This window comes from Methylomonas albis (assembly GCF_014850955.1).
Taxonomy (GTDB): domain Bacteria; phylum Pseudomonadota; class Gammaproteobacteria; order Methylococcales; family Methylomonadaceae; genus Methylomonas; species Methylomonas albis.
In genome coordinates this window covers 4534312-4552821 of record NZ_JACXSS010000001.1, presented here as the reverse complement: position 1 = coordinate 4552821, position 18510 = coordinate 4534312, and the positions used below count along the sequence as shown (strand labels likewise).

Annotated in this window: 16 protein-coding genes; 9 read left to right on the top strand and 7 right to left on the bottom strand. The window is 50.6% G+C overall.

The window, feature by feature from the left end:
* The first annotated feature begins 262 nt into the window (after window positions 1-262).
* From EBA_RS20395 to EBA_RS20385, 3 genes are all read left to right on the top strand, one after another.
* Complete coding sequence (locus tag EBA_RS20395; protein ID WP_192376419.1) at window positions 263-913, top strand: Fe(II)-2OG oxygenase family protein; 651 nt, start codon at window positions 263-265, stop codon at window positions 911-913.
* A gap of 3 nt (window positions 914-916) precedes the next feature.
* Window positions 917-1858: a hypothetical protein gene (locus EBA_RS20390; protein ID WP_192376418.1), complete on the top strand. Its 942-nt coding sequence runs from the start codon at window positions 917-919 to the stop codon at window positions 1856-1858.
* Between the two features lie 89 nt (window positions 1859-1947).
* Window positions 1948-2355 carry a hypothetical protein gene (locus EBA_RS20385; protein WP_192376417.1) on the top strand — a complete coding sequence of 136 codons (408 nt, stop codon included), beginning with the start codon at window positions 1948-1950 and terminating at the stop codon, window positions 2353-2355.
* A gap of 268 nt (window positions 2356-2623) precedes the next feature.
* On the opposite strand, the gene EBA_RS20380 is transcribed toward EBA_RS20385, so the two are convergent.
* The 4 genes from EBA_RS20380 to amoA all read right to left on the bottom strand — a co-directional run bounded on the left by EBA_RS20380 (window position 2624) and on the right by amoA (window position 7123).
* Window positions 2624-3898 carry an MFS transporter gene (locus EBA_RS20380; RefSeq protein ID WP_225616379.1) on the bottom strand — a complete coding sequence of 425 codons (1275 nt, stop codon included), beginning with the start codon at window positions 3896-3898 and terminating at the stop codon, window positions 2624-2626.
* Window positions 3899-4330: 432 nt separating this feature from the next.
* A complete protein-coding gene (amoC, locus tag EBA_RS20375; RefSeq protein WP_064039767.1) occupies window positions 4331-5104 on the bottom strand; it encodes a bacterial ammonia monooxygenase, subunit AmoC in 774 nt (257 codons plus the stop codon).
* A gap of 16 nt (window positions 5105-5120) precedes the next feature.
* The gene (gene amoB, locus EBA_RS20370) at window positions 5121-6359 is read right to left on the bottom strand and encodes a bacterial ammonia monooxygenase, subunit AmoB (RefSeq protein WP_192376416.1); all 1239 of its coding nucleotides are present in this window, start codon (window positions 6357-6359) and stop codon (window positions 5121-5123) included.
* A gap of 11 nt (window positions 6360-6370) precedes the next feature.
* Window positions 6371-7123, bottom strand: a complete 753-nt coding sequence (gene amoA / locus EBA_RS20365; protein WP_192376415.1) for a bacterial ammonia monooxygenase, subunit AmoA — start codon at window positions 7121-7123, stop codon at window positions 6371-6373.
* A 249-nt stretch (window positions 7124-7372) separates the two neighbouring features.
* Between amoA and EBA_RS20360 the strand changes: the two genes are divergently transcribed.
* Window positions 7373-8308, top strand: coding sequence for a LysR family transcriptional regulator (locus EBA_RS20360; protein WP_192376414.1), 936 nt, complete (start codon window positions 7373-7375; stop codon window positions 8306-8308).
* Here the strand turns inward: EBA_RS20360 and EBA_RS20355 are convergent.
* A complete protein-coding gene (locus EBA_RS20355) occupies window positions 8305-9399 on the bottom strand; it encodes an L-dopachrome tautomerase-related protein (protein WP_192376413.1) in 1095 nt (364 codons plus the stop codon). The genes EBA_RS20360 and EBA_RS20355 overlap by 4 nt on opposite strands.
* Before the next feature lie 600 nt (window positions 9400-9999).
* Entirely contained in the window at window positions 10000-10620 is a 621-nt protein-coding gene (locus tag EBA_RS20350; RefSeq protein ID WP_192376412.1) for a hypothetical protein, read from the bottom strand.
* A gap of 967 nt (window positions 10621-11587) precedes the next feature.
* Between EBA_RS20350 and EBA_RS20345 the strand changes: the two genes are divergently transcribed.
* The gene (locus EBA_RS20345) at window positions 11588-13150 is read left to right on the top strand and encodes an ATP-dependent nuclease (RefSeq protein ID WP_192376411.1); all 1563 of its coding nucleotides are present in this window, start codon (window positions 11588-11590) and stop codon (window positions 13148-13150) included.
* 447 nt (window positions 13151-13597) lie between these two features.
* Here EBA_RS20345 and EBA_RS20340 read toward each other — a convergent pair whose 3' ends face one another.
* Window positions 13598-14062: a sterol desaturase family protein gene (locus tag EBA_RS20340; RefSeq protein ID WP_192376410.1), complete on the bottom strand. Its 465-nt coding sequence runs from the start codon at window positions 14060-14062 to the stop codon at window positions 13598-13600.
* Between the two features lie 352 nt (window positions 14063-14414).
* Between EBA_RS20340 and EBA_RS20335 the strand changes: the two genes are divergently transcribed.
* The 4 genes from EBA_RS20335 (at window position 14415) to EBA_RS20320 (ending at window position 18504) form a co-directional block, all read left to right on the top strand.
* Window positions 14415-15002: a DUF4255 domain-containing protein gene (locus EBA_RS20335; protein ID WP_192376409.1), complete on the top strand. Its 588-nt coding sequence runs from the start codon at window positions 14415-14417 to the stop codon at window positions 15000-15002.
* The gene (locus EBA_RS20330; RefSeq protein WP_192376408.1) at window positions 14999-15778 is read left to right on the top strand and encodes a carboxypeptidase regulatory-like domain-containing protein; all 780 of its coding nucleotides are present in this window, start codon (window positions 14999-15001) and stop codon (window positions 15776-15778) included. Before EBA_RS20335 ends, EBA_RS20330 begins: the two co-directional genes overlap by 4 nt.
* A gap of 62 nt (window positions 15779-15840) precedes the next feature.
* Window positions 15841-18021 (top strand): phage tail sheath family protein, encoded by a 2181-nt coding sequence (locus EBA_RS20325; protein WP_192376407.1) that lies wholly within the window; start codon window positions 15841-15843, stop codon window positions 18019-18021.
* A 21-nt stretch (window positions 18022-18042) separates the two neighbouring features.
* On the top strand, window positions 18043-18504 hold the full coding sequence (locus EBA_RS20320; protein ID WP_033157779.1) for a phage tail protein: 462 nt from the start codon (window positions 18043-18045) through the stop codon (window positions 18502-18504).
* Window positions 18505-18510 lie beyond the last annotated feature (6 nt).

Sequence of the window (18510 nt, the reverse complement as noted above, 5' to 3'; positions counted from 1 at the left end):
CAATAAAAAGGCTATTGGCAGAATGAGGTTGGAATGATGGCCGACAGTCTTTATCATTGAACTCGATGAAGTGGTTGGAATTTGATTTTCTGATATCTCATGGCGTGGTTAAGTAGAGCTTGATCGTCTTGGTTCGATCCGTTGCGGTCTATCGCCTAATTTGATTCAATGGTTTTAATATGGTTTTAGCGGCTATTGTTTCTGATAACCGAATGATAAACAGAAAGGAAAATCCCATACGAGCCAATCAGTCATCGCACAAATGAGCTTGTTCTTCACAAAAATCGCAGAGGATGGTTACATCAAGTTTGATGGTCAATTGTTCGGCAAAACTACCTTGGAAATTGCTAGCAACATCGGAGCAGTGATTAACATACCAGGTGTGAGCGCAGTCCAGGAATTGTTGCCTACCAAGAAAGAAACCTTAGAGACGAGTAGTTATAGCGGCAACTATGGAACTGGGGAATTCCCATTTCATAGTGATATGGCGCATTGGTATCGTCCGCCAAGGTATTTGCTGCTTTGCTGCAAAGTGCCTGCTATTTCTGTGGAAACCAGAATAATCAAATCGCAACCCATTTTTGAAGATGAAGAACAATATGATCTACGTCGAGCATTATTTAGACCAAGACGCAGGCTAAACGGGCGTTTAAGTCCTTTGCGACTATTTGAAGGTGATTTCTATAGATGGGATTCATTATTCATCCAGCCAATTAACAAACTAGCATCATCACTGCGGGATAGGGTCTTAGATCGTCTTACCGTAACCCAATACGAAGCGGTAGTTTTAGGTAGAAAAAACGAATGCGTCCTGATAGATAATTGGAAAATGTTCCATTCTCGATCAGGCGTACCCTCTAACGGGATGAATAGAAAATTGGAAAGAGTCTATTTGTCTGAAGTCAACGAGTAACCAATGGAAAAAACAAGCCACGAATGGTCAAAGGACTCATTGTTTGCGAAAGCACAACTTTATGCTGAAGTTATGTTCGAGCATCAAGACAATAATTGGCAGTTTGGATTGTGGTCAGCTTTTGTTATAGAAATGCTGGTTCGAGCAACCGTCGCAAATGTGTCTCCAGTTTTAATTGCCGACAGTAAAGATTGGAACAATCTTCTCCATGCGCTAAGTAAGCCAACAAAGAAGCAAAAATTCGTTGCCAAATCAGCGTCCATATCTGAGTTGATACAGAGGGTAGAAGATTTAGCAGATGGATTTACAAGAGAACATTCCAATTTCTGCGCAAGCCATGTGGCTCGTCGAAATAGCGAGGTTCACTCCGGTAATATGCCGTTTGAGAACATTGGAACTTCTTCATGGTTACCTAGTTTCTTTACGGTTTGTCAAGTATTGGCAAGCGAAATTGGAGAGTCGCTTGAATCACTTTTCGGGAGCGACATTGCCGAACAAGCTAAAGAAGAGATCGATGCACAAAAAGACGATAAAGCGAACGCCGTAAAAGACACAATTTCTGCACACAAAACTGTTTGGGGAGATAAAACTTTCGAAGAACAAGAACAAGCGCGAAAGCAAGCGGCCACGGTTTCTCTTCGTCATTACGGGCATCGGGTAAATTGCCCAGCATGTGGTTGTACAGCTTTATTGCACGGAAAATCGGCGGGCGAAGTAAAGAAGGAGGTTAGTGATGACGGTATTATCGAACGACAGGTAATGCGCCCAGAGACATTTCAATGTGTGGCTTGTGGTCTAAAGATCAATGGATATTCAAAGTTGAGAGCCGCCGACTTGGGAGATACGTACATCTCCACCTCTCACTACGACGCTATTGAATATTTCGAGGTTGATCTTGATGAGCATATTCGAAATATGATGGCCGATGACAACAATGAATACTGATACGCTAACAAAACCATCCACCGTACGTACCAAATGCGCGCGTTGGTAATGACTGGTTTTCTGCATTGAAAAAGTCAGCTTAGTGCAACATGAAATATATTGGAAAATACAGCGAACTACTGGTTCTAACTAAACTACTCGAACAAGATTTTGAAGCCTACTTAGCGATAAAAGTAAATCAGGACGATTACGACATAACGGTTATTTTGGAAAACGACAGAGTAGTTCGAATTCAAGTGAAATCAACCGACTTGAATAACACAGGAACAAACAATGTCATTAACGGCATTGATAAAAAGTACGACTATCTAATTCTGGTTGTGGTTAATCAAGTCGAAAAGACGAGGATTTTTGTCATGACGAAGGATGAAGCTATAAACATAAAAGGCAGCAGTAAGGGCCTTGGAGTGACTAGACAGGAGCAGAAGAAATTCTTAGTTAAGGACGAATTTCTGGCCCATGAAGATAAATGGCAAAAGCTACTAGACACCGCATAACAATCGATTCCAGCCGAGAACGACTGCGGAGCCGTTGCGTATTGGCTGTATTAAGGCGTTAAGTTAAGCGAGCAATTTCTGACCCGAAGTTCGGAATTGGTCGGTAACGAGCTTTGACGGCCCAACCAATTTTTGTACATAACACGCCATTGCGCTTATCAACGATCCAACCCGATTTTGCACAAAACGGCGCGATTAAAAAGCATGAACCGTTCTGATTTCCAACCCTGGAATGCAAATAGCCAATAAAAATTGGGCCGGACAAAATCTAGCTAATATGGGAGGCCGATACAGTTTGTGGTTCTTTTATAAAAACAACGATACCGGTTGCGACAAAAGCGAATAGGCCCGACGCCACAAAAGCCAAGTGGTAATCACCCATCAGACTATGGACGTACCCGGCACTGTAGGCGGCAATCGCCGCGCCGATTTGATGCGCAAAGCAAATCCAGCCGAACACCACACCCACGTTATGTTTCCCAAACAAGTCCGCAGTTAATGCCGAGGTTGCCGGAATGGTCGACAACCAATTCATGCCGTAAATAATCGAGAACAGCATTAATTGTCCGGTGCTATCGATGCTGGGCAGTACTATCAACGTCGCGCCTCTGACGAGGTAATAGAACGCCAGCGGCCAGCGCTTGCCGTACCGGTCGCATAACCAACCGGATAAAATGGTGCCGAACACATCGGCCGCGCCCATGACGCCTAAGGACATTGCCATGGTCATTTCGGTGAAGCCGTGTTCGATGCCGTGTGGAATCAAATGCGTCTGAAACAGCCCGGAGGTGGTTAAACCGCAAATACCAAAACTCGAAGTCAACAACCAGAATTGCGGACTGCGCATGGCCGAGCGCATGGGATTTTGATCAGGCTTAAGCATTGTTCGATGAACGCCATGGTCCCCATAAGCCGACACGCCTTTGGATTCGGGATCGTCGCTTAAAAATTTCAGCACCAAAGGTAAAGCCACCAGGCCTAAGCCCACGGCGATAAACAACGTCGCCGCGCGCCAGCCTTCATGCACATTGATCTGCATTAACACCGGGGTGAACACTAACTGGCCGGAGGAGAAAGCTGCCCCCAATATGCCTAATGCCAGCCCCCGGTGTTTATGAAACCAGCGATTGATCAGGGCCGAGCCCATAATCATGGACGTGCCGCCCGAACCCGCGCCAATCAGTAATCCCCAAAGCAAATACAATTGCCAGGACTCCTGCATAAAAACGCTGCCACCAGCGCCCACCACCGACAATATCAGGGTGATAACGCTGATGCGTTTAGCGCCGTAAACATCCATCAATCGGCCTAGAAAGGGACCGGCAAGGCCAAATAACAGCAGATTGAGTGAGATGGCGCCGCTAATCGTTTCCCTATTCCAACCAAACTCCTGTTCCAGGGACAGCATAATAATCCCTGGAACGGAGCGCAGTGCCGATGCCATAAACAAACACAGAAACGTCACCGCGAGTATGACCCAGGCATAGTGAACTGAATCAGTGTGACTCTTGGGCATGGTGATATCGGACTTGGATTGAAACATTTTCGTGAGGGTTGATTAGTAAGGGATGGAAACGCTTCGCGAGACTACTTTAAAAGTCGGGTATCGGCCCGACAGCCGAGTTTCTTTCTTTTGCTCGGCCAAAAGAAAGAAACCAAAGAAAAGGCTGCCCCGCATACCGCCTTAATCCTGCGCTTCTCGCCTTTGACGAGGGTTTTTCGAAAGGGCATCCCAGCCCTTGCGAAAAACGCGCGGCATCCATGCCGCGCCCCTGCGGGCAATTTCTCGTCAACGGCTGCGATGCTCGGGGCGGTATGAGGGGATTAAAAACCAGCCTTCGGCTTTTTTCGCTTCGCGGATTTTTGATTTTTCACATCAAGTTGAACCGCACCCATTGCATTCAGCCCGACCTACCTTGGGTACGGCAGCCTTGTTATGATGGGCTTTTCATGCCAGCTGCATCCCAAAGCAGACCTATTCAGCGTCTTCGATTTTGTCCATGAGTTCGATCAGCCGAGTCACGCCTTGCAGCAAAATCCCACCAACGCCCAACGCAAACCAAACCCCAATCACAAAGCCCCAATGGATAGGTGCGGCGAAGAATTCTTCTCTAAACCAGAAGGTATGTCCCCATTCATTGAAGCCGACGCTGACCAAGATCATGAAGGGGCCGAACACCGCCAAGGTTAACGGTAAGGAAATGCCTTTGGCATACAAGGGCAAGCGGGTTCTGGCGTACAGCCAGGCGCAGCCGCCCAGGATCACGTAGAGCGGGAAGTTGAAATAAAACTCGATGATGTGATTGGCCGTAAACGGTGTATCGCGAATCGCCACCTGGTGCCAGGAATTGTCCTGCTCGGCAAAATAACTGCCCGCCCAGTACACCGCGAAAGTGTAAATGCTGATCCACATGGTCAAGGTGAAATAGCGCCGGATTTCTTCCTTGGGTGCCAGTTGATCCAGATTGCGGTCGCGCGTGGTCCATAAGTAACCCCAAAAGCCGCTGGCGACGGCGGCAATCACCGCCAGTTCGATATAAAACAGCCGCATCCAGTATTGTTCGAAGGCCGGTTCCGAGGAATCCAGACCGTGCGCTATGGCAAAAGCGCCCTGATACAGGCGTAAACTGATATACATAACGGTTAAAAAGCCAAAGCCCTTTAAATATTTGGGTAAGTCAAGCAAATACCAAGGCAATGATTTGGGGTTTTCGCTGCTCAAGCTAACGTGTTCTGTCGTGGTAGCCATGATGTGTGCTCCTGAATTAATTGAATTTGGGAATGACGGCGGCGGAAATGCTGGAGATATAGCGTTTTCCCATCACATCGTCGTAAAGAAACAGCAGGCCACCCAGCCGGCTGTCCGCATCTTTGATCAGCCCATCCAACTTTTCCGATTCCCAGGCCGCATCGCGCACTTCTACGGTGACGGTGCGTTGTTCGCCGGGGGCGATAGGTGTGTTGTCACTCAGGCTCAGACCGTTATTACTGACGTCATCTTTGCCAGGCTTGCTGTTGACACTCGCTAAGTCAGCATTCAGGAAATGCACGTTGGAACTGGAAAATTGACCGATCCTGACCGCGCCTTGGCTGCGATTGTCGATACTAAACTGCATCACCATGGCACGTTGAGCCACGTTGTATTCCGCTTTTAAGGTGTCGACATTGACCAGTCCGGCATTGACTTGAGCCGGCAGAGGCAAAATCCGATCCAAGCCCGCTTGTAATGGGATGGCATCCGGGTACTGGTTGGCGGTGACAGCATTCAGCGCCAATACCAATACCGGCACGCCCACTAACACCGCCTTGGCGATGGTTTTGTCCTGATCTGTGATCAAATCATGTTCCAAACCGGCATCCAGCATACGGTAGCGGCTGATGAACAAGGGACGGCGCACCCACCACAACAGCCAGGCGGCCGCCAATGCGCCCCAGAACAGATGCCAGAACACGCCATTGGCAAAGCCGAAGCTTTCCATGTCGATCATTTCCCCGTTGATGGTTTGAATGGTATTGCTAAAGTCGGCGGGATCGCCGCCAATGTCCAGCCACACCCCAGGTCCCATTACCTGACCGGCGTCCTTTAAATTAAAAAACGGATGGATGTGATAATGGCCCGGCAAACGGCCTTTCATGACCACCTTGAACTCGTAGTCGCCGCCCGGCTCCAGCGATACCGAATTGGTCCAAGGCTTACCGTTCAGGTAGCGCTCGGTACGGATCAGCACCGGTCCTGGCGTGGAGATGTTCAAGAAGCTGGCTTCCGGTTTGGGGACGCTGATCGGCCAGTCTTCGGCGACATGAAACTTGCCGCTGACGCTGACCTCATCGTTGACGTTGAATTTTTGCGTGGACCATTGCACGTCATACCATTGTATGGTGCGCATCCTGATGAACGGCTCCAGGGCTTTTTCGCCATGGGCCTGCGCGGTGGGTACGGCAAATATCGACAATACGTTGATGCAAAGCACGGCCAACAGCCAAGGTTTAAAAAATAATGTCATGGCTGTACTCCTTAGATTTTTTTCAGATAACGGGTATCAGCGAACAATTTGCCGATTTTCCACCAGAGCGGATACATCAACGAACACAACAACGCTGAACAAAATGCCGACAATGGCGTCGCGTACTGGCCATAGGTGCGCAAGGTGCCGCGTTCGATGATGCGCAGGTATTCCGGCATGCCGGTGCGGATGTATTGGAACCCGAACACGTCGGCCACCGACAGCTGGCTGTTGTGGTAATCGACCGCTTGGTGGAACATGCCGAAAATCGGCCAGTTGGTGGGGTAGAACAACAAGGCAAACGCGCCGCCGCCGAAAATCGAGGTGATGGTCAGGCTGTTGGTGAGCATCAGCAAGGTATCCAATACCAATGCACCCGGCACCATGGTCGCTGGCAACACCATGTTAATGGGGAAGAAGTTCCAATAGTGGTAGGCAAACACGCGGGTAACCCAGGTGCCGAGCAATAAGGCCGCGACGCACAGCGTAGCACCCAACGGCAGCCGGAACTTATCCCATAACACTGCTTGAACAGCCGCTGGAAAAGTGATGCCGATCAGCGGTGTGACCAATGGCCACCATTGCCGATCTTTCCAATCCACCCAGAAATCCCAGTCGCCGACGGTCAGGGCAAAATGCAGATGGAACGAGCCGATAAATAAAAATAAAGCCAGCACCAGGATCAGATAATCGTAAGCCCTGGCCAAGCGGGCTTTTTCGCCCTGATAAGGTTTGAATGTTGAAATTGGAATTTGTGCAGACATGGTAAGAATCCCCCGCAATGCGTTTTAGTGAACGGCTGTTGCCATTGAGTTTTGGGCGAGCCACCAACCGAAAATCTACCCTTGGGGGAGTTAAACTTTGTAGGCTTGGACGACGCGCTCGCGGTATAAGGTAGGGAGAAACGGCTTGGCTGTGAAATGGTGAAATTTCATCCGCTACCATCAAGACTGTTCATACCGGCCAGACGCGATTTTGTTTAGTATGCAGCCAGTTTATTTGAGGGTATCCACATGGCCAATCTGCGCACTTTCGACTTAAACCTGTTGCTGGCTTTCGATATATTGATGCGGGAGCGCAATGTCACCCGCGCGGCGGAATGCATGTTCGTCACCCAGTCGGCGATGAGCCATACCTTGCATCGCTTGCGGCAGCAATTGAACGATCCGGTCTTGGTTAAATCGCCGGCCGGCATGCAGCCGACCGCGCTGGCGCTGGCCTTGGTGGAACCGGTACGCAGTCTGTTACAGGAGATGGAACGGCTACTCGAAACACCCCAAGCCTTCGATCCGGCCTCCAGTCAACGCCGTTTCACCATCGCCGCCACCGATTACATGGAGTTTTTGATCTTACCCGAGTTGTCGCAATTGATTGAGCAATCCGCGCCGGGCGTGGATATTCATGTCAAACGCACGGAATCTGCTTTTCCCTTGGCGCAGCTGGAAAACGGCAGTCTGGATGTGGTGTTGGGCTTTACCTCGGTGTTAAATCCGCCCGCGCATTTGCACTGTGAACATTTATTCATGGATCGCATGGCTTGCGTGGTTAGGCAGGATCATCCCAGCATCCAAGCCGCGCCGTCGCTGGAGGACTATTTGGCGGCGACGCACATGCTGATCTCCAGAACCGGCGATAAATTGGGGGTGATAGACGAGAAATTGACCGAGCTGGGCCTGGAGCGCCGTATCAATTTCATCGTGCCGCATTTTTTATCGGCACCCTTGATCGTTGCCCAGACCCATATGATTTTGTCCTTACCCTATCGCCTGGCCATAGCATTCCAGAAACTGGTGCCACTGCAAGTATTACCCGTGCCGGTCAGTTTGCCGGACTACGATTTGGCGATGATTTGGCATCCCTTATGGGAAAAAGACCCGGCCCACGGCTGGTTGCGTGAACAAATTAGCTCAATAGGCCGGACAATAAGCGCCTCTCAAATCAATCTTTAACGTCCAGGCAGGCCGGCAGCCAAGGCTTTGACCTTCAACAGGAAGTAAGGCGGTTTGGATTGGTTATCGCCGCCGTTCAGTGTGGCAGAACGATGTAAGCGATTCACCACGGCATAGAGTTGGCCGTTAGCGCCAAAACTAAAAGAATCGACCCATGACAGCCGCGGACACTGCGCCAATTGCCGGTATTGTCGATTCGGCGCGATCACCCCAATCGCATTATTGGCCAAGTCCCCCAGATAGATATTGTTGTTCTCGTCAATGCTGATGCCGTCCGAGATCGGTTTGTCGCTGTAGCGTTCAACCTGCTTGGCGAGTTCTTGAGGCGTTAACGACTCGTTGATCAAGTCGGCGGCTTTAATCCGGTAAAGATTGAGGCCATGCATCGGTCCGAAATAAACCCATTCGTTGGCTAAATCCTCGGTAATGGGGTTCACACCAATATGCGGTTTCACCAATTCGCCTGACGGCGTTTTCACTTGAATCGGCACATTGTCGATGACTAAATCGACGTTTTCCGGTATCACACTGTGATGACCTTCCAGCACCCGCCGCGCCGCGCCGGTGGACAAGTTGACCACGATCAAGCCGGCATTGGCACCACCTGCCGGATCGCTGATAAAGGCATGATTGTGCTTGGCATCCAACGCAAAGTCATTGACGAACGCATCTTTCGGCGCAATCGGGGCCGGCAGGTAAATCAGCCGATGAAGTTTATTGGTTTTGGTATTCCAGCCAACCAGCTTGGGCGTCACCCCGCTCCGCATGCCGTTGTCCAGCATCCAGACGATACCGTTGCTATCGGAGCGGATACCCAGTACCGAGTCGAGCTTGATCGGCGCAGTCGAATCCGCCGCGGACAGCTCCTTATTCGGAAAAGGTAGCAAGGTTTGATCCTTGTATTCGACCACGGTGTATTGCGGCTGATAAAACTGATGTTGGCTCATTATGATTCGGCCGTTGGCTGTCGCCGTGACATTGCCGGGCCCGCTATCGAGGTTGGCGAATACCTCAAAATTAGAATTGCCATCCGCCAAGGCTTCAAATGCTGCAAACACTAGAGCAGCGCAAGATAGGGTTACACGGTTCATTTTCATCTCAATTATGTTGTTGGTTTAGGCAGCAACATACCGGATCGTTAAACCCGTGTTAAATGACATTATTTAATCACGGACCATTCAGAACGTTGATGGTGATTTGAGTATTCAATCTTGCCGATACCACGCTTTCAGAGGATCAATTCGGGATAAAAATTCATCAACGTACTGGTTGACCTGGCCGCTTCCGGCTTTACTCCCGACATTCGGTGAAATATTCGAATGTCCCAAATTGGCCGGATTCGTGAGGTCACCACCGGCAGCTTTGTGGAATTACAGTTCTAAGAATCTCGATTTAATTGACTGGCCGCTTTGAAGAATCGTGACTTGCAAAAATGGGTCGAAACCTATCACTGAAACACTCAAAATAGCTTATTCAGGGTTAAAAATGTTCCGGGGTTTCGGTTTACAACTTTGATTGGTGCAACTGCCGGAGGGCGCTTTGCCGATCTGGCAGTTGTTTTAAGTGGGATGAGGCTATAAACGTTGATTATTGATCCATTAGCTTTTCGAATAACCTGAGTTAATGCCTAGATTGAACAACAGGCAAAAACGCCAATAGCTCTATCATGATGGCATCTGATCGATGCCGATTCAGGGTGCACAATTAACCACCAGTTCATCACTGAATTGTCCCACTTCATCATCACCGAGCAAATGCACGGCGGTATAACGCCGCAGTTCCGGTTTGCCGGCAACCAACAATGGCCGCTTATCGGTAAAAGGTGAGACCAGCGTACGGGATAGCAGCGTCAATTCGGTCTCGCCCTCGCGCTGGCAATAAATATTGATACCATCGCTTTTATATTTATTAAATTTCAATTGCACAATGCCACCGGTTTGGTCGGTGGCCGTTAAGATGGGTTTATAACTGGCGGGATCGATATGAGTAGCCGAGCCGATGATCCCCAGCAATACGCCCATCGACTCGACATAAGCCGGCTGAGCCTTGGCCCGGCGCGCATGAGCGCGCGTATTATTTTCAACTTCGCCGATAGTGCTGGATTTTGCTGCATTAGCACTATGAGCCGCCACAGCAGCCGCATTTGCAGCGCTTATCGTTTGATGCAATTGCTCGTTATCGGCATGGATGGCGGCAAGATCCGCATCTGAAAAGCCCAAACTGTCTTTTAGTGTGGCAAGGGCATTTTTAAAATGATCATGCCAGAGCAATAAATCACTATCTGAATGCGGAAAATAATCGGATTTAGGCATGGCTAATTCTCCTGGGGGTGAGGAATCTGAAGCAGAGCACGGACGGCCTGGTAAGTGGCAATATCTATGTGACTAACAGGTAAACTAAGTTTATTGCGGTATTGGCTTTATGCAAGAAACTGCTAATGCGACTAAATGTCGCAGACCATTCGCTCGTCAGACTGGACGTGAAGGATTAAATGTTGCATCCCCAATGGGGACAGGGATGTTCCCAGCCTTAATAGAAAGGGCAATGAAGTGGCTGGGGAGATTATGAATCAGGCCAGGGAGGTTTTTTTTGCCGTTGGGGGCGATACAAAATCGTCTGGGGTCGCCCCCGGAAGCATCCGGGGCTCCCCCGGCGCGGTTGGGGACGTTTTTTTTGCCGCTGGGGGCGACCCAAAATCGTTTGGGGTCGCCCCCGGAAGAATTTGGGTCTCCCCCGGCAGCGTTGGGGGCGCTTTTTTTGCCACTGGGGGAGTCTAAAATTGTGTCGGGGAGGGTCAATCCTTTTCAAGAAAGCACGACTGTGAGCTTTTTGACGCAATGAGGCGCTCATTCCATCTCTAAAAGATCATAAATACCGGCAAATATAAGCTTAGGGGGCTTAGGATTTCGCCAAAATTAACTTGCCTGCGTATTCCGACCAAAATCAACCAACCATTCCGATTGAAAACCGCCACCAGTTCCGATGCAAACCAGGCCATCGATTCCGATGTGATTACGCCAGTGTTGAATTGTCGCAATCAACCCTCAAGCGACATTCACTCCAGTTTTGCAAATGTCCGCCAATTGATAATAAGCCGATGTTTGGTTTGCAGTTGTAGGCTAGGTTGAATGATAATGATGAGACCCAGCTTTGAGGCCGAAAAGTTTTGAAATTCAAAAACATTTGGATGCAAAGAAACTTGGCTATATCAAAGCCCCTGCTCTGTTTCGCGTTGCTCTACCCAGTCTACGGCCCTAATCATTATTTTGGATAGAAAAAGTGAAATATCGGGAAAGTCAAAGAGATAAGGAACTTCGAAAGAGATTTTCAAATGATTATGGGCACTTGCTATTGCGAAAAATTATACTCAAAGAGGGAACTCTTCGAGGGCTAGATGCGCTAGATATTGCTTTCCAATATCCAATTACCGCTATAGCTGGAAAGAATGGATCAGGAAAGTCTACTATTCTCGCACTCGCTTGCTGCGCATACCACAATGGAAAAACCGGATTTAAATTACCAAAGCGGAAAAACTCCTATTACACTTTTTCGGATTTTTTTATCCAACACTACGAAGAAATTCCACCTGGAGGTGTTGTTATTGAGTATCACATCGCGCATAACAATTGGAAAAAGACGCCTTCATTTCCTGATGGAGTCGGCATTGGTTTCCAAAGGCGTCGTAAGAAAAAGGGCGGTAAGTGGAACGATTATGCTGATCGTGTAAGAAAAAATGTGGTGTTTTTAGGTATCGAACGAATCGTTCCACACAGTGAACGTAGCCAATCTCGATCATATTCAAGAGCATTCAGCGATACCTCTCCAAAGGGTTGGGAAGACAAAGTAAAGGATGCGGTTGGTTTTGTTCTTGGACGGACGTACAGCAAATTTCGTTATCTTGAGCACTCAAAATACAGCCTTCCAATTGTTCAGGTCGGCGATATAGTTTATTCAGGCTTCAACATGGGGGCTGGAGAAAACGCATTGTTCGAAATTTTCTCCACAATCTATGCATGTGGTGGATCGTTGCTTGTAATGGACGAGATAGAGTTGGGGCTTCATGCTGAGGCACAACGTCGTTTTATTGAACGACTTAAGGATGTTTGTTATGAAACCCATACGCAAGTTATTTGTACAACACATTCCCGAGAAATATTTGACTGCTTACCTTACGACGCACGTTTTTTCGTTGAAAGAGTTAACGGCAAGTCGAAAATAACGGAAGGGATATCTTCAGATTTCGCCTTTGCCAAATTAGCGGCTGTACCAGGGGCTGAAGTAGAGCTCATGGTAGAAGATGATGTAGCGAAAGCAATTCTCCTTTTATGCGTCCCATCAGAGATGCGATCTCGCGTGAAAATAACTGTAATCGGGTCATCAACGGCACTCGCACGGCAACTAGCGGCAATTTATATTCGTGGAGAAACTCTCCCTGCATTAGCAGTATTTGATGGCGATCAGTTTGGCAAAGAGCGTGACAACCTTAAACATGCACGTAGTATGTGTGAAAAAACGAAAGAAGATTTTGATGAATGGTACATCAGCCGTATTAACTATCTTCCGGGAGAAACTTGGCCTGAGGCGTGGCTGGTTCAACGTGCATCTGAATGTGTTTCATCACTGTCACCCGTTGTTTCATGTGATGAAAATGCTCTCATAGATATTCTTGAGTATGGGCTTCAAGCAGGTAAGCATAACGAGTTTTACGAAATAGCTAAACAGCTTGGAATCGAACGGGATATGTGCTTACAGCTAGTAACTATGGTCGTAGTAAACAACTTTCAAGATCATTTTAAACCCCTTATGTCCCATATTCAGAAATCATTGCAAGAGGCCGGTTAACTAAATGAGTATACAAAACCCTTTTGGGTGAAAAGCAGTCATTGAAAAATGTACCATGATCGGCCGCAAATGGCCACTATGTGAAGTTTCCTTTTATGCACTCAGCACAACAGATGGCTTTTCTTGCTTAAAATAGTTTCCAACAGTGAAACAATCGTGCGGAATTTATCCATCATGTCGATAAACAGTGAGGATTCGATAGGCCTGATGACATCGGCTGGAATAAACGCTGATACTGTTCCCTTTTGGTGTGTTTGAAAGCTTGTTTCAAATCATGGAAATTATGCAAAGCTCCTGAGCGAGATAGACGGCTCAAAGCTAGGCCGCACCTCGTTTGCGGCAACACCGCTATACATAAACGGAAACTTCACATAATGGGCGCTTGTCGCCCAACACAGGCACAAGCATTCAGACCCGTGAGCAATTTTTTATTCGCGTATGCGCGCATCATTTGTTTCTAGTGCCCAGCAGATAATCAAATCCCGGCCAGGTGACGCACCAGTTGCCGGAGCCGGGCTGGGTGTGATGTTGGTAATGCCAGGGTAAATGCTGTTTAGCCCATTGCGGGTCGAGATGGGCTTTCCGGTGCAGAATGTAATAAAGCGTCAACGAGCCATATAAACCTACGATGAAAGCCGGCAAGTACCAAAATAGCGGTAGATGGGCGATTACAATCGCGGCCAATACCGCTAGTTCCTTGGTCTGCGCGTTCCATGTCGAGAAGTCCAAATGGCGATAGCCGGGATCCAGCATCTGGTGTTTAGCGCATATCGCATGGTGTTCATACCAATGGTAGGCCCAGATGCTACCCGGCTGTTTGCCTAAACGATGCAAGATGAATTTGTGCATCAACCATTCGCCGAGATTGGCGTAAAGAATGGCTAGTAAAAGTTGCAGGCTCGCTGAGATCATGGTTTGGCTGGGGCTAATCGTTTGTAGTGGGGATTATCTTCACCCGGTTTTCCGCATTCAGCATAGTTGTTTTATTTCTACTGCTTTGGCCGGGTATTTTCGATTCCAACTCTTGCGTTTGCCGAATGTTTTTCCATTTTTTAATCCGATTTTAATCAATTCCGCCCCAGAAATTTCCAAAAACTCTGCTAAAAATTAAAGCGATTATTCGATTGAGGCACGGAATTTAGCCGCTTAGTTTGCTGTACATCGCTTTTTTCGATTTTTATTGGCGGATCTCGTCACAAAATCGACTTGCGTACAGTAGACCTTTGTACTAGGCTATGCTACCGCTCAAGCAAGGGGAGGAGAAATGGCTTCGTACCGGGGAGTGACCGGCGCGCTTCTGGCGTTGGAATCGTTCTTGACCAGCAGATTGCCTGCCGAGCTGAGCAGCGAGCCCACCAATGCCCAAGCAAAACTGCTGGGTAGCGCCGACATCGCCAATATCCTCACCGGCAATCTGCTAGGCATTTACCTGCACCGGATTACCATCGATCCGCACGGCCGGCAGCGCACCTTCGCGCCGCGCGGTTCCGACCATAGCGCTCCACAAGCCGAACTACCGGTCAATCTGCATTTCCTGTTAATCGCCAACGCTGCAAGCGCCACCATCGAAGCCGATCTTTTGAGTTGGGCCATGGTCGAACTCGCCAACGAATGTCAGCTCGACATCTCGCATATTCAAGACATTGACGACGAATGGGGGCAGGCCGAAGTGCTGAATATCGCCCCGGACGAGATGACTACCGAAGACCTGATGCGCATCTGGGATGTCTTCAAATCGCCTTACACCAGTACCGTACCCTATGTGGCGCGCACCGTGCGCCTGCGGCTGCGCCGGCCGCGTACGGAAGGTCCGCCGGTTTCGACGCGGATATTTCCGGGAGGCACGGTATGAAAGCCGTCAAGGTTCTGGAAACCAATATCCTCTACGCCAGCGACGTGATCTATTGGCTGGACGGCAGCAGCGCCGCACAGGAAGCCGATATGCGGCGGCTGAGCGAAGCCGTTGTTTTGCAACTCGATACCCGTCCCGCCGATCTGCAGTTTTTAAACACGTCAGGCAAAACGGCCTTGTGGCGGCGCTCGGCCGGCAAAACGGTGCAAGGGCCGCCCAGCGAGGCGGACAAACTGCGGCCGATTGAGGCGGCTTACGTTATCGCCGGTTCGGTGGCGGACAGTCAACGCCGCTATGTCCCGCGCCGTTTTCAAATTCAAGCCGGCAATGCCGCCGGACACAGCCTAGTGCTTTATCCGACCCCATTCGGTACCAAGCTAGGGCGCGGTGGCGGTTTGCGCGGCACTTTAAGGTTTACCGGTAGTAATGCGCCGGCCGTGTGGGCATTGCTGACGCTGACTGTCAATTTAGGGGTGGGCGGCAATTTGATCTGCCGCGCCCAAGCCGACGCCAATGGCGATTTCATCATCGCGATGCACCGGCTGCCGCCCTTGCCGGAAGGGGTAACCGAGTACACCGCCACCTTAAATATTCGCGCTCTGGTTGCCGCCAATGCCGCCGACGTTATCGATCCGGACGATCTAGTAGCGATGACGCTAGGTGCGTTAGATGCCGAGAATAGTTTTGCCGCCGAGGTTGCCCTGGCTGTGGTGCCCGGCGAAATCGGTTTAATCCGGTCCTTTAATCGGGATCATCTTGCCGTTCAACCCAATTGAGTCATCCATGAGTTGAGTTCGTTCTTTAAACGCTGGTCCACATAAAAATTAAGGAGGGGAGCATGCCTGAATATCTTGCACCGGGTGTGTTTGTAGAAGAAGTTAGCTTTCGCGCCAAATCGATCGAAGGGGTGGGGACCAGCGTTACGGCGGTGGTCGGTCCCACGCGTTTCGGGCCGTTGCGGGGCAATCCCGAGGTAGTGACTAGCTTTGGCGAGTTCACCCGCATCTACGGCGACATCCAAAATCTCACGCTGGCTGGCGCATCGGTACTCAACCATACCGCTATAGCCGCGAAAGCCTTTTTCGACGGCGGCGGCAAACAACTGTATGTGTCGCGGGTCGGCAATTTTCCGCAAAACGCGCCGGGCATATCGACGCGGTCCGTGCCGAATGTGTTGAGTTTCAGCAGCCGCTTTCCGGGAGTGATGGGCGATTTCACGCTGGAATTGCTGTGGCGCGATAGCGAAAATCTGTTAAAAACCGAGACTACCTCGGCCCCCGCCGAAGGCGAAGTGGTATTTCTCAATGCCACCGGCCTGACCAACGCGGTGCGCTCGGCGGGCATCGACGCGCAATTCCCCGACGAACGCTTTCCTCTAAATGTCCGCGCCCTGGTGCGCCGGGAAGGCGATCATTTCGTCATCGTCAACAATCGCTGCGAACTGGATACTGCCGATGATGTCGCGGCGGGCGGTACCGCTTTGCGTCCCAACGGCCAGGCCGACGGCAGTCAGGGTGTATTGATGACGGCCGGTTTGGTGAACGGTCCGGGCGTTGCAGTCGGCTACACTCGGGTGTTTGCAAAAAAACCGAGCAGCGGGTCTTTGGCTAATGGCACGTCGGCGGTGTTAACCCTTAGCGCGGAAACCAACTTGTCGGTGTATACCGGCGCGGCGCACTGGGGCACCCTAACCGCGCTACGCGGCACATTAAATGCGGCCGGCAGCGAGTTTGTGGTGGACGGCGGCGGTTTGAATGCGGGCGTGAACGCCGACATCACCCTGCCGTTGGCGGCTTTGGCCGCTGCACCGAATACTGTGCGGGCGGTGGTGGTGCAGCGCAATTTCGATATTGCCGTGCATGCCGGCGGCCGCGACGGCCCTGTGATTTATAGCTACGGCGATATTTCCAGCGCCCCCGATGCGAAAAACAGTCTCAGTGCAATACTGCCCGTCACTCCGGACAAGCGTTACGACCAATTGAGCAGTCCGGTCAGTTGCACCCTCAGTGCCGGTATCAGCGGTGCAGATGTGGTGGCAGCTTTGTACAGCCTGTTCGAGTCGAATGGCTTAAATCCCGGTCCCATGTCGGTTCAAGGCCCGCGTTATTTGATTAATCTGTCGGGCGGTAGCGACGGCAACGTGCCGGGCGCCGTGCAATACGGCGGTGTGGAAGACGAGGTCAACGGCAGCAGCGGTTTCGTGGCCTTGGAAAATATAGAGGATGTTTCCATCGTGATGACTCCGGCAGCGGCGGCTGACGCCACCAATCATCAAGCCATCGTCGCCGAGGTGCAAAAACACTGTCTAAAAATGCGTTACCGGGTCGGCATCGTCGATAGCCGCGACGGCATGGCGCTGTCGGAAGTGCGCGAGTTTCGTTCCAACTTCGACGATTCCAGGCTGGCGCTTTACTACCCCTGGGTAGTCATAGCCGATCCGCGCGGCCTGCTCAGTACAATCAATGTACCGCCGTCCGGCTTTGTCGCCGGCGTCTATGCCAATACCGACGTGCAGCGCGGCGTGCATAAGCCGCCAGCCAACGAACCGGTGATCGGCGCTTTGCGTTTTGCCCAGGAAATCAACCGCTTCCAGCAGGAATTGCTGAATCCCAACGGCATCAACTGTCTGCGTTCGTTTCCGGGACGCGGGCATCGGGTTTGGGGCGGCCGGACTTTGTCCAGCGATCCGGAATGGAAATACGTCAACGTTCGCCGGTACTTTTTGTACCTGGAGCGTTCCATCGACAAGTCCACGCAATGGGCGGTGTTCGAACCGAACGGCGAGCGCTTGTGGGACAACATCCGCCAGACCGTGGAAAGCTTTTTATACAACGAGTGGGTCAACGGCCGGCTGTTGGGTGGTAGCGCCAAAACCGCTTATTTCGTGCGTTGCGACCGCAGCACGATGACCCAAAACGATCTGGACAACGGCCGCTTGGTCTGCGAAATCGGCGTGGCAGCCTTGAAGCCGGCCGAATTTGTGATTTTCCGCATCGGCCAAAAAACCGCCGACGCCTGAACCCTGGACTGGAGATAAACCATGGCTACATATCGCGAAACACCCTATGGGGTGTTCAATTATCTGGTCAACCTGGGCGACGGCAGCGAAGGCGAAGTGCAGGGCGGCTTTTCGGAAGTGTCCGGTTTGAATGCGGAAGTGACCGTAGCGGAATACCGCAACGGCAATGATGCGGTGAATTATGTGCGCAAGATTCCGGCCATCAACAAGGCCGGCGACGTGACGCTGAAGCGCGGCGTGATTGGTGCCGACAACATTTACAGTTGGCTGGAGCAAATTCGCGGCGGCGATGTGACAGCCAAGCGCGACGTAGTGATCAAGCTTAAAAACGAAGATCCCACCAGCGCCAGCGCCGTAGTCACCTGGAAACTGGTCAGGGCCATGCCGATCAAATGGACCGGTCCGACGCTAACCGCCAAGGGCGGCAGCGACGTGGCGATGGAAGAGCTGGTGCTCTCAGTCGAAACCATTATCCAAAGCTAAGCGGAG

Excerpts from the sequence above, each read along its gene's own strand:
- EBA_RS20395 (WP_192376419.1), top strand. The coding sequence starts at position 263 with ATGAGCTTGTTCTTCACAAAAATCGCAGAGGATGGTTACATCAAGTTT.
- EBA_RS20390 (WP_192376418.1), top strand. The coding sequence starts at position 917 with ATGGAAAAAACAAGCCACGAATGGTCAAAGGACTCATTGTTTGCGAAA.
- EBA_RS20385 (WP_192376417.1), top strand. The coding sequence starts at position 1,948 with ATGAAATATATTGGAAAATACAGCGAACTACTGGTTCTAACTAAACTA.
- EBA_RS20380 (WP_225616379.1), bottom strand. The coding sequence starts at position 3,898 with ATGTTTCAATCCAAGTCCGATATCACCATGCCCAAGAGTCACACTGAT.
- amoC (WP_064039767.1), bottom strand. The coding sequence starts at position 5,104 with ATGGCTACCACGACAGAACACGTTAGCTTGAGCAGCGAAAACCCCAAA.
- amoB (WP_192376416.1), bottom strand. The coding sequence starts at position 6,359 with ATGACATTATTTTTTAAACCTTGGCTGTTGGCCGTGCTTTGCATCAAC.
- amoA (WP_192376415.1), bottom strand. The coding sequence starts at position 7,123 with ATGTCTGCACAAATTCCAATTTCAACATTCAAACCTTATCAGGGCGAA.
- EBA_RS20360 (WP_192376414.1), top strand. The coding sequence starts at position 7,373 with ATGGCCAATCTGCGCACTTTCGACTTAAACCTGTTGCTGGCTTTCGAT.
- EBA_RS20355 (WP_192376413.1), bottom strand. The coding sequence starts at position 9,399 with ATGAACCGTGTAACCCTATCTTGCGCTGCTCTAGTGTTTGCAGCATTT.
- EBA_RS20350 (WP_192376412.1), bottom strand. The coding sequence starts at position 10,620 with ATGCCTAAATCCGATTATTTTCCGCATTCAGATAGTGATTTATTGCTC.
- EBA_RS20340 (WP_192376410.1), bottom strand. The coding sequence starts at position 14,062 with ATGATCTCAGCGAGCCTGCAACTTTTACTAGCCATTCTTTACGCCAAT.
- EBA_RS20335 (WP_192376409.1), top strand. The coding sequence starts at position 14,415 with ATGGCTTCGTACCGGGGAGTGACCGGCGCGCTTCTGGCGTTGGAATCG.
- EBA_RS20330 (WP_192376408.1), top strand. The coding sequence starts at position 14,999 with ATGAAAGCCGTCAAGGTTCTGGAAACCAATATCCTCTACGCCAGCGAC.
- EBA_RS20325 (WP_192376407.1), top strand. The coding sequence starts at position 15,841 with ATGCCTGAATATCTTGCACCGGGTGTGTTTGTAGAAGAAGTTAGCTTT.
- EBA_RS20320 (WP_033157779.1), top strand. The coding sequence starts at position 18,043 with ATGGCTACATATCGCGAAACACCCTATGGGGTGTTCAATTATCTGGTC.